The organism is Emticicia sp. W12TSBA100-4 (assembly GCF_040253585.1).
Classification (GTDB): Bacteria; Bacteroidota; Bacteroidia; order Cytophagales; family Spirosomataceae; genus Emticicia.
In genome coordinates this window covers 324,275-338,950 of record NZ_JBELAU010000007.1, presented here as the reverse complement: position 1 = coordinate 338,950, position 14,676 = coordinate 324,275, and the positions used below count along the sequence as shown (strand labels likewise).

Here is a 14,676-nt window from a genome sequence, read left to right as displayed (position 1 = left end):
TCTATTCTCAGTTGTCCTTAATTCTTTTCGATTTTATGCTTCAACAGCCTTTAAGTCGAAATATGTATTGAAAATTTCGGCTGCTGCTGTATTGTTTTTTATCTGAAACTCATCCAAATAAGGGTGAAGACCTTTCTTGAAAACATCTCCGACCTCCGTGAATTCAATTTCGTGACGCAAACGAGTTATTTCTTTTTCAGCTAAATTTGAATATCCGCTGGTTAGTTCTCGACCCGAAATTTGATACAAGGAAAGTTCCGCCTGACGAATACAATAGAAAATCGAACGAGGAAAACTTTTATCCAAAACCAAGAAATCGACAATGTGCGAAGGATTGATTACTCGGTGCTGCTGACGATACATATTAAAGGCACTCACCGATTTAAGTACCGAAGTCCAAATAAGTAATTCTTGCGGCGACCCCATGGCTTGGTCGTCAGGTAGAAGTGTAAAATAACGCACATCCAAGAAACGAGAAGTTTTATCGGCTCGTTCAAGAAGGCGTCCTAAACGGCCAAAATGAAAGCCTTCGTTGCGAGTTACGGTCGAATCAATGATTCCAAAAAACAACTGACAACCTTCTTTGATTTCCTCAAAAAACTGTAATAATTGCTCAATTTCCCAGTTTTTAGCCGATTGAGTTTCGGAGATTTTTAGATAAAAAATATTTATATGCTCCCACATTTCCTTTGTGATGCTCTCACGAATAGTACGGGCATTTTCACGAGCATTGGCCAAACAACTATAAATTGAGTTCGGATTACGTTTATCAAACGTCATATAATCAATTACAGTATCTCGGTCAGCTACCGAATGATGCTCAAAAAAACCATAGTTATCGGCCGTGGCGATGAGAAGCGGCTCCCACTGGGCAGTCATGATTCCAGGGGCATCGAGGGTTAGATTAAGGTTTACGCTTACGAAACGGGCATAATTTTCGGCTCGCTCAATATAGCGATTAATCCAGTAAATGGAATTGGCGACACGACTCAACATAATTATCTTTGGTTTTATTGACGAAAACCAAAGATAATAAACGTAATTGAAAAAACAAGCAAAATATTAATGGGCAACTATTTTTTGATTTTATAGACAATCATAGCATGAAATAATTATACATTGAAAATAAAATTCACTATAAGTAGGTATTTTTTCGGCGAAATTCCTCGCTTACATTTGCTCAAAATAAAATTTAAAGTAAAGGTCTTGGTTTTAAGACACTATTTTTATAGTATAGCAGAATCAAACTAAGCATTATCAACCTAACCTCACGAAGATGTCCCCATCCTACAGGTTTTGTTTCCTCCACACATTTCCACAAGAATTTTACCCAAAATTAAGCATAGCCGAATTATAAACTAATTTATGATTCACCAAACTTTATGATTAGAGTTCTGATTGCCGACGACCATGTGATTGTAGCCGAAAGTCTGAGTATTTTGATTGATACAATGAATGGCATTGAGGTTGTAGGCACAGCCAATAACGGTTGGCAAGTGCTAACTTTTTTGGAAACCAACGACGTAGATATTGTACTGGCCGATTTGCACATGCCACTCATGAATGGCATTGAAACAACCATCAGAGTTCGAGAAAAATATCCAAAAGTACGAGTGATGCTACTCACGATGTCGGAAGAACCAGCGGTAATTAAAGAAGCATTGGTAGCAGGAGTTGATGGTTATATAATGAAGCGAACTGAGCGAAAAGAGCTCGAACTGGCTCTAAAAACAGTAGCGAACGGGCAGCGGTATTTTAGCGAAACGGTAGTAATGCGATTAGCTCAATTGCCCAATCAGAATACACCAAGTGGAAAAGATGAGGTTTCGGAACATATACCACTTACGCCACGAGAGATTGAAGTAATGCAGCTCATCATACAAGACCTAAGTAATGCAGAAATTGCTGAACGAATTTTTGTAGGTATAACTACAGTAGAAACGCATCGTAGAAATTTGATGAAAAAAGTAGGTGTAAACTCGGCACTGGGGCTGATGCGTTGGGCTATGAAAAATGGATTTTTGAAGTGATTATTTAACAATTAAATTTATAACTATTATGGCAACCCAATTACCCCAACTAACAGTCGAACATAAGGAAATAATTCTATCTAAGATGCAAGGAGAATCTGATAGTAATGGCTCTGAAAAGCTGGTTTGTATTTTAGGTGAAATCATCTTAAAAGAAAAGAACTCTCCAGGATGGTGGATAAAAACCTATAAATTTCTTGATAGCCAACCACTCAACCCTAATAAGATTGAAACTGATGGTGGTGAGTTTTTCTTTCTAGAAGATAAAGTGAAAGATATTTTTAAAATACCAAATACTGATTTTGCCTATTTCTTTATTTCATCAGATGACTTCTTGACATCTAATGCAGGAACTCAGACTCCGTGTACTCGCAATAAAATAGAAATAGCTTCGCAAGGTACAAGTCTTTCTTATATTAAAGCAATCGTTTCTCTAAGATAGGAACTTTAACTTCATAATTATATTGATTGATGGAGAAAGTTCCTCCTATCGAATTTACTCTATTTTTTATACTACTTATTCCCTTTCCTTTAATAACAATTGGGCTTGATGCTGAATCAGAATAATCTTCTACAAACTCCAAGAACAATGTCATTTCACTAACTAATAAACTAATAGAAAAATTGCTTGACTTCGAATGTTTGATGGCATTATTTAGTAGTTCTAAACAAATAGAGTAAATTTCAAATTCAATTTTCGGGTTAAATCTAATATTTGATATATTATTATAAAAACGAAACCTTTTTTCTGTGTTATTATTGACATCACCAAGAATTTGTGTAATTGCAAAGGATAAACCATACTTTTCCAAATCAACGGGTATTAAGTTATGGGATATATTTCTTACTTCTTCGTAAGCCAACTGTAAAACTTCATTAACTCTATTTAAAATTTGTGTCTCACCGATTGTCAAAGTTGAGTTTGTAAATCCCATTAAACCAAATCTCATTGCAGATAGATACCCTCCAAGTGTATCATGGAGTTCATCAGCAACTCTTTTTCGCTCTATTTTTTGACCTCTATAAAGAGCCTCTTCTATTTCTCGATTCTTACGTATTAGATTTTCGTTAGCCAGACTTAATTCTTGGGTTCTTTCGAGAATTTTATCTTCCAAGTCGATATTCATTTTCTCTATCGCTTTGTTTAGTTCTAACAATTCTGACCGTTGGTCATTTATTATCCTATTTTGTACAGAAAGTTTCCTATTAGCCTTGATTACCAGCCCAATCACAACCAATAATACAACTACCCCTATTATTAAAAAAAGCAGGTTTCGTTTTTGGCTTTTTATCTCCTTTTCCCTTTCCTTATCAAGTAGCTTTTGCTTTTCGTTTTCATACTTAAGGTTTAAACTTGATATATTTTTTTGTTTCAAGTCTTCATCTATTTTTTTTCTAATTTCATCTGCTTTTATAAAATACTCGTAGGCTTTTTCTGTCTTATTTTCTTGAAAATATAATTCTTTCAATGCAAGGTTAGCATCATAATCAAGATTAAGTAATTTATTTTTCTCAGCAATATTAGTAGCCTTTATGTAATACTTGATAGCTTCCAATTTTCGGTTTACTTTTTCCAATATCCTACCCATATCAATGTAGGATTCTGCCATAAGATATTGGTTGTTGAATTTTTCATAGTAAAAGATTCCCAACAATTGGTTTTCAATAGCTCGCTTATAATCTTTTTGTTTGGCGTAATAATTTCCCAAATTATTAAAAATGACTCCGATACCAAATTCATCTTTAATCTTTTCAAAAATATTCTTTGCTTTATTAAAATAAATCAAACCTAAACTATCTTGGTTTAATCTACCATAACAAAGACCAATATTATTTAGAGCATAACCAGCGAAGGTCATCATATCAGATTTAATAAAAAGCGGAATAGCTTTATTATGATAATATATCCCTTTGTGATTATCGTTTAATTTTCCGTAGCTGGAACCTAAATCATAATATATTCTTGCCGTCAGTGAGTCTTTTTTTATTTTTTCTGCATAGACAAGAGCTTTTAAGTTAGATTCTATTGCCAAATCATACTGCCCTCTGATATTATACGACATACCGATTCGGTGTAAAGCAGCTCCCGTTCCATAATCCCAATCAATATTTTGGGATTTTTGATAAGCATTTTGGGCAAAATAATAGGTAGAATCAGGGTTTTGATAATCAGCAAACTGTATAAATGAACGGTTCAGTAAGTTTTCAATATTCTTTTTTACATCAAGTTTTATATCCTGTCCATGGCAAACCCCAACAATTAATAATAGACAACAAAATATGCTTTTTTGCTTATTGGTTAAGAATAGCATTCTGTTTGTTCTTTAAAGTGTTAATCGGTTTTGGGTAAAATGTAGTCAACGTACTATTATTAGTAGCAACTCCTAATTCTATTGACAAGATCGCAGCGGGGTGAATGATTAATGTATCAGTTGATGATTTTATAAAATGTGTCTTTTCCCAATTGGTTAAAGTAACCAACATTTCTGAAACCTTTCCTTTACTTGAAGGCATATCTATTACGTATTCAGTTTTATTAACTTTAATAATAGGTGCTACATGGTACTTCCATTTGATATCAAGTTTAGAAGAACAAACGCATTTTCCTTCCACTTTTGACATATAAAAAGCTTTTTTAGTTTCTATCCCCTTTTTATCAAAAAATTGATTAATATACTCAGCAATTACTTGGCAACCGTTAGTGCATAAAAAATCAAAATTGTCTTTCCGCATTTGTGTTATGCACTCGTTGATAAGAGACGTAGTTTGTCCGATTGACAAATTGACCTGCTTACCACTATTTTCATGTTTTCTAAAGTCTGGATGACTCTTAATAAAGTGTTCTATTGATGCTGTACACTCTACCATCTTTTTTGGGTCGCAAACATTATCATCAATGGAAGTCGCTCCTGTCAATTTAATCTCTTCGATAAAATGATTGTTTAAATTTACTTTAATTTTAGCAAAATCTTGTGTCTTGATTATAGAATCCAGCAGCATTAAATTAACTTCGTAGTTTTTACTGTTTTTATACAGAAAAAACTTTTTACTATTGTCCTCCTTATCTTGAACATAATAGCCATTTTTCATAGGCTGGCTCAACTCTGGAGTAATTAAGACTTTTGTTTGCTGTGCTAAAATGGTATTACTTGCAGCTAAAAACAAAATTATTAAATGTTTTTTCTTTATTTTATATTTCATATATTAATCCAAGTGAGTATGTTGTTATGTAAAAAAACCATAGATATATATTTAAAAGAGTTAGGTGTAGATAGTGAAGTTTCACGTATTATTCTATTGAATAATTCCCGAAACTTTTGTTTTAAAGTTTACCTAAAACAAAAGGATGGTTTTTTCCTAAAACAAGTAAAGAATAATTCAACAGAGTCAATAAAGTTATTTCAAAGAGAATCCATTTTTTATACTTTCGTTGAAAAAAATAACATAGCCTCAGTAAGACGGCTACTACCAAATTTTTTAGGGTATGATTCTCTATTTAACATTGCTATTTGGGATCTCATCTCTAACGGTATATCCCTTAAGAAATATCTGCTAAAAAAAGAAATAACTTCTTCAATAACAAGCAAAATTGGTAATATTTTAAAAGAATATAGTGAGATTCAATTATCTAAAGAAATGCCATTTGAGCCTCTCTATAATCCCTTCTTTATTGATATTAGCCAATCTCATAATATTTTAAAAGATAATATTTTTATGGACTATATTTTCAATAATGAGATTTTAATTGAGGGTTATGAAAAAGTAAAAAAAATGTGGTGCATCAATAGCATTGTTCACACGGATATTAAGTTTGAAAATTTTCTAATACATCAGAAAACTTCTCATATTTACTTAACTGATTGGGAAGGTGCTTCGTTAGGGGATATTAACTGGGATATTGCATGCTGTCTGCGAAATATTACATTAGAAATATTATCAAAAGAAAAAATTGTGCTAATCAATAGCTACACACCATTGAACCCAATTTTAGATAATAATATTTTGATGAAGTCATTAAAGGCATTTCTTCAAAGCTGTGAGATGGAATTTGACGAAACAAGAAAAACAAAACTTATATGCTTTTTTGCAGTGGCAACTATTGACAAATTATTGGAAGTCGCTGGTGCTGAAAATCATTTAAACAAAAGAGATACTCAACTGATATTATTAGCTGAAAGTTTACTCAAAACACCCAGTCTGTATTTTAAAATATGGGATTAAATTTGAATACTTCATGAATAATTACTACAAACAAATAGCACAAATCGTAAATGAAATAGAAATATCTTCGTTAGGTAAGGTTTTCATTCAATCACTACCCCTTAAACACGATTATATTATTTCAATGTTTGAAATAGATAAAAAACAACAAAGGGAAAAAAAATTGACGGCTGAAATATATAAATATTTCTATTCAAAAGGTTCAGATGGGGATTTATATTTAAATAACCCAAAGGATTATTTAAATATTCTTCGAAAAGCCAATATCAGTAAAAACAAAATAATAAAAGGCTTTAAAGTTATTTCCGTTAATAGTGATGGCAGTATAATTGCTGAAAACAAAAACCTACGTAAGCTTATTCATAGTGGTCATTTCTTAAATATATCGTCAACTAATTCTGAGACAAAGCCAGGGAATATAATACAAATTTATTCACCGAAAGAAGTAATAGACCCAAACGATAGTTTTTACTATGTTTTAGGAAATACTATTAACTACGATTATCCTCAAACCTTGGTAAGATTTTATTTTAACCTTCATGCAATAAGCAGCACTCTTATTATTAGGGAACTTTCAGATAAATTAAATAAACATAAAGTTTTTTTTCACTTTAAATGCCTTAAAAACCCTAATTTATATAATCGACCAGATGCAGGTGTATTGTATTTAAACAAGTATGATTTATCCGTTAGTTGGACAGTAATCAAACCTATTTTCAATACATTGAAAAATAAACTAAAAACCGCAGTCCCATTATTCACCCTAAAACTGTATGATGGTATCGGCTTCGCCGAAAATCCTCCAAACCCCAATGAAAGTTTTGGAATGAGTCGTTGTAGGTTGATTGCGGAGGGAATCGGGCAGGCACACGAAAATAAACTTCCCAAATCAGAATGGGTTAATTATATCATTACCCACATAGAGAGCCAAGGCTATGACCTTGAGAAATTCTACTTAAACCCAAACTCAAGATTTCCTTATGACTTTAATTAAGACATTCTATAGACAAAATCAAACTTTTCTCAACAATCTACTGTCCAGACAGTAGATAAAATCATGGCAAAGCAGTATTGAACGGTAGCGTAACTTAGCGGAGATTTGTATCGTTACTCCGATGCTCAAAACTACTGCTTGCTATGAACCCTAAAGTAAAACTTTTCCTTGCTGATAGCTATCAACTTTTCGCCGAAGGATTGTCGATGATGTTGGCACTATCCGATAATTTTCAAATTGTCGGTATTGCCAATAATAATCGAGATCTGATCAATTCTCTTCAAAAATCTACCTGTGATATTCTTATTATTGACGCTAATTTTTTCTTTCAAGGAGATTTAACACTTCAAAAAAGACTAAAAGATATTTATACTGGTAAAATATTGATTCTGCACGATTCAATAGCGGCTTCTTGTCTAAAAAAAATCTCATTTATTGCCGACTGCTTTGTCTCTAAATGTAGTAATCAACACTACTTACTTGAATGCATCAAAAAGGTCAATAATGGAATGAAGGTCAAACTCGCTAAAGAATCTCTCTTTAGTAGCCTCAGCACTGAATACCAGCACGAACTCGTGGCCCGCTACTCACTCACAACCCGTGAGTTAGAAGTAATTAGGCTCATAGCTCTCGAATTCTTATCAGCCGAAATCGCTGAAAAGCTGTGTGTGAGTGAATTTACGGTTGATACTTATCGAAAAAATATCACTCGAAAACTCAATGCTCGCAATGTTGTGAGTATCGTCAATTTTGCTCATCGCTGGCAACTTGTTTAATTACTCTTCGCTCAAACTCCTAAATATATAGCCTTAATGACTCCTCTCAAAACTCCCGAAAACAACGAGATAACTTATCTCGAAGCAGACATTAATTATACAATTTTCCATCTAAAAAATGGAAAAAAGATGATATCATCCTTTACACTCAAAAAGTACGAAACTGATGTTCAATTAAATGGTTTTTTGCGTGTACATAAATCTTTTTTGTTGAATCCTCAATTTATCAAGCATTTTGACCAAAAAGGGAAAAAAGGCACAATTCAACTTACAAATGGCAAAATCTTAGAGGTCTCACGCAGAAAACTGACTATGGTGAAAAAACAAATACACCTCGACCAAAACAAAAGCTTATGATTTACGTCCTATTCTGATTCATTCATCGTTTTTTCTTAACTTGCTCGCTCAACCCGAGCAAGTTATTTTATGCAAACCATCATCACGAACGCCACCGTTCACACAGGAACGGAAGTACTTCAGAATCACTCAATTATTATCGAAAATGGTAGAATTTCAACGTCTGACCACAGGCGGGTGGCGTTCCACTCTGACGCAAAAACCATAGACTTGGCAGGCGAACATATATCAGCGGGATTTGTTGACACGCACATTAATGGAGGTGAAAAGTTTTATTTTACTCAACACGCCAACGAAGAAACCATAGAAGATATTCATGAGTCAAGCCTCAAACTTGGTACTACGCACGTACTGCCTACGCTCATTACTTCACCACTCGAAAATATCTTGAAAGGAATCGAAGCAACTCGCAGTTTTTTACTCAAAAATTCAACGGGCGGCGAACCGCACTCAGGCGTGCTTGGAATGCACCTCGAAGGTCCATTTCTGAATCTTGCCAAACGTGGAGCTCATTTGGCTCGATATATCAAAAAACCAAGTAATAACGAGTTAGAAGAAATCATAAAATACGGCAAAGGAATTATCAAATTAATGACCATAGCCGCCGAAAACTTTACGCCCGAACAAATTGATATGCTGCTCGAAAGCGGCATAAAAATCTCGCTTGGGCATTCAAACGCTACTTACAAACAAGCAAAACAAGCTTATAATCAAGGAATTACACTTTGTACGCATCTCTACAACGCCATGACACAAATGGGCCACCGTGAACCTGGGGTTGTGGGTGCAACTTTTGATAGCCCAGAAGTTTATGCTCCAATTATCTTAGATGGTTTTCATTGTGATTATGCCGCCGCTCGAATTGCCTATAAAATCAAACAAGATAAACTTTTCTTGATTTCGGATGCTCTTTTTGTAGGTGAAAAGGTAAAACAATTTCAATGGGAAGAGTTTGATGCTTATCTCGAAAACGGACAGTACCGAAACTCAGAAGGGAATCTGGCAGGAGCAGCCGTCTCGATGGCCGATTGTGTCAGAAATGCCGTTGAAAAAGTAGGAATTTCGCTCGAAGAAGCCATCAAAATGGCAACTATTCGCCCTGCAAAAGCTTTGGGTATTGATGCCGAAATCGGACAAATTGCCGAAGGCTTTCCTGCTAAATTTGTTGTTTTTGACGAAAAATTGACTAACTTCACCCCATTGATTTTATAATTCATCTTTTCAAAACTAAATTTCACTACCATGAACAACTTATTTAGAGGATTAATCGCTGGCTACGGAGCAAAAAAACTCGGCGGAGGCTGCTTCGGCACAATCATCGTTTTCGTAATTATTTGGGTAATTTTGGGTCAGTGTAGTTAAAAATAAAGATTTTATGAAAGCCATTTAAGCACTAAATACAGCTTAAATGGCTTTTGTGTTTCCAAAAAATCGTACAACAATTTTCCAAATTGTTTCGCACACATTGACAATTTGGAAAATTGTCGTACAAGCTCTCAAACCATTTCTTCCGAAAAACCGTTATTCAGAAGAAGCTCATTTTTCATTTTCAATTCTACATTATCCATTAAATACATGACATTCGATAAGAATATTTTAAAAATAAAAACACTTGGCGAATTAAAAGCCAGCGGCTACTGCCCAAAATCCATCAAACAAGAACTTCGTGATAATTTAGTTGAGAAACTTAAAAATAAAGAGTCGGTTTTTCCAGGAATTTGGGGATACGAAGACACCGTTATTCCCGATGTTGAAAAAGCGATTCTTTCGATGCACCACATCAACTTACTGGGTTTACGTGGGCAAGCAAAAACTCGTATTGCTCGCCTGATGGTCAATCTTTTAGATGAATATGTGCCAATTGTGGAAGGTTCTGAACTCAACGACGACCCACTCGAACCACTTTCACGATTTGCCAAAGATTTAATTGCCGAAAAAGGTGACGCAACCCCTGTCGCATGGCTGCACCGTGACGAACGTTACAATGAAAAATTGGCAACGCCTGATGTTTCGATTGCCGACTTAATCGGTGATGTTGACCCTATCAAAGCGGCTACATTACGCTTGCCTTATTCTGACGAACGTGTGATTCACTTTGGTATGATTCCACGCTCACACCGCTGTATTTTTGTGATTAACGAATTACCCGACTTACAGGCTCGTATTCAGGTTTCGTTGTTTAATATTTTGCAAGAAGGCGATATTCAGATTCGTGGTTTTAAACTTCGTATGCCGCTTGATATTCAATTTGTATTCACGGCAAACCCCGAAGATTATACCAATCGTGGAAGTATCGTAACGCCACTCAAAGACCGTATTGATAGCCAGATTGTGACTCACTACCCGAAATCTATCGAAATTGGGCGTAAAATTACCGAACAAGAAGCTATCATTAAAGATGGTCAGAAGAAAATCGTTGTGAATGATATTCTGAAGGATTTGGTTGAGCAAATCGCAGTTGAAGCTCGCCAAAGCGAATATGTCGATGCCAAAAGTGGGGTTTCGGCTCGTATGACAATTTCTGCTTATGAAAATTTATTAAGTTCAGCAGAAAGACGTTCATTAATTAACGGTGAGAAAAACGTAAACGCAAGGGTATCAGATATTTACGGAGCAATTGCTGCCATCAACGGAAAAATCGAATTGGTTTATGAAGGAGAAGTAGAAGGCCCAGTTTATGTGGCTCAAAGCCTCATCGGGAAAGCTATGCGAACGGAATTTTTGAAATATTTCCCGAATCCAGAAGCTGTAAAGAAAAAGAAATCGGGTAAAAATCCGTTTCAACAAGTTTCAAATTGGTTTGGCGAAGGCAATATAATTGATTTCACGAATGACCTCACCGACCGAGAATATCGTGCAAGATTGAAAACAATTGAAGGCTTGGAGGAATTGGTAGAAGGCTACCACGAACGTTTGGGCGAAGATGACAAACTTTTTATGATGGAATTTGCTCTTCATGGTTTGGCTGAATACTCTCTTATCAGCAAGCAAAACTTGGACACAGGTCTGCAATTCAAAGATTTATTGGATAGTATGTTCGACCCCAATAAGATGAATTTCGGCGATGACGACGAAGATGATTTTAGATAAGAATCTTGAATAAACGTATAATGAATAAGGGCAAATCTTGATTTAGATTTGCCCTTTTCTATTATGAATTATAAACTTCTTTTCGATGTCCTATCCTTACAATTTCAACAATTTTTATTGTGTCTTCTATTGAATATAAAATACGATAATCACCAACTCTTGTTCGATAACGATTTTCTTCTCCTTTCAATTTTTTACAGTTAGAAGGCCTTGGTTCGGTCGCAAGTGCTTGAATTTCAGGTACTATCCGAGCAATTAATTGATTAGACAACCTTTTTAGCTCTTTAACTGCTGATTTTGTAAAGATAATCTTATACATAGCATTAGCCTTTATACCTGCCTTCTGTTTTTAATTCATCTAAGATAGACTCAAGAGAAACAGTTTCTTCATTTTTTCGTTCTTCAAAAACCAAAAAATCGAAAAAATCTTCTAAGCTTTTTCCATGCTTACGAAGGTTGATAACAACATCAGTCCGCTCTCCTTTATCATCCGTAATATATCTTACTCCTGTCATTGTGGTATTGATTTTTGACAAATATAATCAAATTATTAACCTCACCCCAACTTCGCCAAAGCTTCTTCTAAAGCTTTGATTTTAGTTTCGGCATCGGCTAATTTTTGGCGTTCTTTTTCGATGATTTCTGGTTTTGCATTTTGTACAAAACGCTCATTCGACAATTTCGCTTCAGTCGATTTTTTGAAACCAATGATATAATCTAAATCTTTTTGTAGAGCTGCTTTTTCTTCTTCTACATCCAAATTTTTGCCTAAATCAATCGTTAGTTCATCGCCTTTGATAACGAAACTCATACCATCCGCTTTATCGCTAACGTATTGAATAGCAGAGATATTCGCCATTTTCTTGATTAAGCCCGATAAAGTTTCGTAACGTGCTTGATTCTCGGTTTTAACTGCCAATGGTAACGCTTCTTTTGGTGAAATTTGCTTTGAGTTTCGAGTATTACGAACCGTCGAAACGATTTCATATAATAATTCAAAATCAGCTAAAAGGCTTTCGTTTACTTCGCCACCTTTCGGGAATGCTGCCAAACAAATTGAATCGTTTGTACCTCTTTCCTTAATCGACTGCCACAATTCTTCCGAAATAAATGGCATCCAAGGATGAATCAAACGCATCAATTCATCGAAAATTTCGAGCGTTGCATCATAAGTTTCTTGGTCGATTGGTAAGCCTTTTCCGTCAACGTAAGCTGGCTTAATCATTTCCAAATACAACGAACAGAAATCATCCCAAATGAGGTTGTAAGTACTCATCAAGGCATCCGACATTCTGAATTTATTGTAATGGTCGAGCGTCTCGGCAACTACTTTATTCATTTTAGTTTTAAACCAAGATACTGCCAGTCTATTGCTCGCTGGTGCAACTTCTGAACTTGTCTCCCATCCTTTGATTAAGCGGAAGGCATTCCAGATTTTATTGCTAAAATTACGTCCTTGCTCGCATAGTTTTTCATCAAAAGGCAAATCATTTCCTGCGGGCGAACTAAACAACATTCCTGTACGAACACCATCTGCACCGTATTTTTCAATCAATTCGATTGGGTCAGGTGAGTTACCCAATGATTTCGACATTTTACGGCCTTGTTTGTCTCTTACGATACCCGTCAAATATACATTTTTGAATGGATATGTACCTTTATATTCATATCCCGCAATAATCATACGTGCTACCCAGAAGAACAAAATCTCAGGGGCAGTTACTAAATCATTGGTCGGGTAATAATAGTTAATATCTTCATTATCAGGGTCTTTAAAACCATCAAAAACCGAAATTGGCCATAACCACGAGCTAAACCAAGTATCCAAAACATCTTCGTCTTGCGTAAGGTCGGTTTCGCTCAACGCAAATAATTGATATTTATCACGGGCAATTTTCAAAGCCGCTTTTTTATCTTTTGCTACGATACAAGTGCCATCTGGCATATAAAACGCAGGAATACGATGTCCCCACCAAAGTTGGCGACTGATACACCAATCTCTTACGTTTGCCATCCAATGGTTATAGGTATTCTTGAATTTCGGTGGAATCAACTGAATCGAATCATTCATTACGTTTTCCAAAGCTGGCTCCGAAACTCGTTTCATTTTCAAGAACCATTGCAACGAAATCTTCGGTTCGATAATCGCACCTGTACGCTCAGACGTTCCAACTGTCGATTTGTAATCTTCTTCTTTTACTAAATTGCCCGATTCGGCCAATAATTTAGCAATTTTCTTACGAGCCACAAATCTATCTTCACCTACCAAAATCAAGGCTTTTTCGTTTAATTTGCCTTCGTCGGTCAAAATATCAATGATTTCTAAACCATGTTTTTGTCCGAGAGCGTAGTCGTTTTGGTCGTGAGCAGGTGTTACTTTCAAACAACCCGTTCCGAATTCCATCGTTACGTATTCGTCGGCAATAATCGAAATTTCACGGTTGATTAACGGAATCCTTACTTTTTTACCAATCAAATCTTGGAAACGCTCATCGGCAGGATTTACACAGATTGCAGCATCGGCCATGATGGTTTCGGGGCGAGTTGTGGCAATCGTTACACTTCCCTCCTCTCCATCGTATCTAATATAATACAATTTCTGCTGAACATCTTTCATGATAACCTCTTCGTCCGAAACCGTTGTTTTGGCTTGCGGGTCCCAGTTTACCATGCGGTGTCCACGATAAATATCTCCTTTGTTATATAAATCAACAAAAACATCAATTACGGCATCATACAAACTTGGCTCCATCGTGAAGCGAGTTCTGTCCCAATCGCACGACGCACCGAGTTTACGGAGTTGTTGTAAGATAATGCCACCGTATTTTTCAGTCCATTCCCAGCAATATTTTAAGAATTCTTCACGAGTAAGGTCAGCTTTATTGATTCCTTGCTCTTTCAGCATCGCCACAACCTTGGCTTCGGTAGCGATAGAAGCATGGTCAGTTCCTGGCACCCAACAAGCCTCTTTGCCTTCCATACGTGCTTTGCGAGTCAATACATCTTGAATCGTATTGTTGAGCATGTGGCCCATGTGCAAGACACCCGTGACGTTTGGCGGAGGAATCACGATAGTATAAGGCTCTTTATCGGGATTTGGTTTCGACTTAAAGTATTGATTATCAATCCAATACTTATACCATTTGTCTTCTATCTCTTTCGGATTGTACGTTTTGCTGATTTCTGCCATTATTCTTTGAGTCAACAG

At 35.6% G+C, this 14,676-nt stretch carries 14 protein-coding genes; 8 read left to right on the top strand and 6 right to left on the bottom strand.

The window, feature by feature from the left end; genetic code table 11:
* Positions 1 to 33 precede the first annotated feature (33 nt).
* On the bottom strand, positions 34 to 996 hold the full coding sequence (locus ABR854_RS12275; protein ID WP_350265696.1) for an alpha-E domain-containing protein: 963 nt from the start codon (positions 994 to 996) through the stop codon (positions 34 to 36).
* A gap of 386 nt (positions 997 to 1,382) precedes the next feature.
* Here ABR854_RS12275 and ABR854_RS12270 point away from each other — a divergent pair, with 386 nt between their 5' ends.
* On the top strand, positions 1,383 to 2,030 hold the full coding sequence (locus tag ABR854_RS12270) for a response regulator (RefSeq protein WP_350265695.1): 648 nt from the start codon (positions 1,383 to 1,385) through the stop codon (positions 2,028 to 2,030).
* A 28-nt stretch (positions 2,031 to 2,058) separates the two neighbouring features.
* Positions 2,059 to 2,472: a hypothetical protein gene (locus tag ABR854_RS12265; RefSeq protein WP_350265694.1), complete on the top strand. Its 414-nt coding sequence runs from the start codon at positions 2,059 to 2,061 to the stop codon at positions 2,470 to 2,472.
* On the opposite strand, the gene ABR854_RS12260 is transcribed toward ABR854_RS12265, so the two are convergent.
* Together ABR854_RS12260 and ABR854_RS12255 are read right to left on the bottom strand one after the other, a co-directional pair.
* Positions 2,447 to 4,342: a tetratricopeptide repeat-containing sensor histidine kinase gene (locus ABR854_RS12260; RefSeq protein WP_350265693.1), complete on the bottom strand. Its 1,896-nt coding sequence runs from the start codon at positions 4,340 to 4,342 to the stop codon at positions 2,447 to 2,449. The two genes, ABR854_RS12265 and ABR854_RS12260, sit on opposite strands and share 26 nt — an antisense overlap.
* A complete protein-coding gene (locus tag ABR854_RS12255; RefSeq protein WP_350265692.1) occupies positions 4,323 to 5,231 on the bottom strand; it encodes a protein-glutamine glutaminase family protein in 909 nt (302 codons plus the stop codon). Before ABR854_RS12255 ends, ABR854_RS12260 begins: the two co-directional genes overlap by 20 nt.
* Here ABR854_RS12255 and ABR854_RS12250 point away from each other — a divergent pair.
* The 6 genes from ABR854_RS12250 (at position 5,205) to ABR854_RS12225 (ending at position 11,468) form a co-directional block, all read left to right on the top strand.
* On the top strand, positions 5,205 to 6,251 hold the full coding sequence (locus tag ABR854_RS12250; RefSeq protein WP_350265691.1) for a phosphotransferase: 1,047 nt from the start codon (positions 5,205 to 5,207) through the stop codon (positions 6,249 to 6,251). The two genes, ABR854_RS12255 and ABR854_RS12250, sit on opposite strands and share 27 nt — an antisense overlap.
* A gap of 13 nt (positions 6,252 to 6,264) precedes the next feature.
* On the top strand, positions 6,265 to 7,245 hold the full coding sequence (locus ABR854_RS12245; RefSeq protein ID WP_350265690.1) for a T3SS effector HopA1 family protein: 981 nt from the start codon (positions 6,265 to 6,267) through the stop codon (positions 7,243 to 7,245).
* Between the two features lie 143 nt (positions 7,246 to 7,388).
* Positions 7,389 to 8,021 carry a response regulator transcription factor gene (locus ABR854_RS12240; protein ID WP_350265689.1) on the top strand — a complete coding sequence of 211 codons (633 nt, stop codon included), beginning with the start codon at positions 7,389 to 7,391 and terminating at the stop codon, positions 8,019 to 8,021.
* Between the two features lie 36 nt (positions 8,022 to 8,057).
* The gene (locus ABR854_RS12235; protein WP_350265688.1) at positions 8,058 to 8,378 is read left to right on the top strand and encodes a LytR/AlgR family response regulator transcription factor; all 321 of its coding nucleotides are present in this window, start codon (positions 8,058 to 8,060) and stop codon (positions 8,376 to 8,378) included.
* A 69-nt stretch (positions 8,379 to 8,447) separates the two neighbouring features.
* Complete coding sequence (nagA, locus tag ABR854_RS12230) at positions 8,448 to 9,590, top strand: N-acetylglucosamine-6-phosphate deacetylase (protein WP_350265687.1); 1,143 nt, start codon at positions 8,448 to 8,450, stop codon at positions 9,588 to 9,590.
* 363 nt (positions 9,591 to 9,953) lie between these two features.
* Positions 9,954 to 11,468 (top strand): P-loop NTPase family protein, encoded by a 1,515-nt coding sequence (locus tag ABR854_RS12225; protein WP_350265686.1) that lies wholly within the window; start codon positions 9,954 to 9,956, stop codon positions 11,466 to 11,468.
* A 61-nt stretch (positions 11,469 to 11,529) separates the two neighbouring features.
* Here the strand turns inward: ABR854_RS12225 and ABR854_RS12220 are convergent, their stop codons facing one another.
* The 3 genes from ABR854_RS12220 to ABR854_RS12210 are packed head-to-tail and all read right to left on the bottom strand — an operon-like array spanning position 11,530 to position 14,658.
* Positions 11,530 to 11,787: a type II toxin-antitoxin system RelE family toxin gene (locus ABR854_RS12220; protein WP_350265685.1), complete on the bottom strand. Its 258-nt coding sequence runs from the start codon at positions 11,785 to 11,787 to the stop codon at positions 11,530 to 11,532.
* A gap of 4 nt (positions 11,788 to 11,791) precedes the next feature.
* On the bottom strand, positions 11,792 to 11,983 hold the full coding sequence (locus ABR854_RS12215) for a hypothetical protein (protein ID WP_350265684.1): 192 nt from the start codon (positions 11,981 to 11,983) through the stop codon (positions 11,792 to 11,794).
* Between the two features lie 41 nt (positions 11,984 to 12,024).
* A complete protein-coding gene (locus ABR854_RS12210; RefSeq protein WP_350265683.1) occupies positions 12,025 to 14,658 on the bottom strand; it encodes a valine--tRNA ligase in 2,634 nt (877 codons plus the stop codon).
* Positions 14,659 to 14,676: the final 18 nt, after the last annotated feature.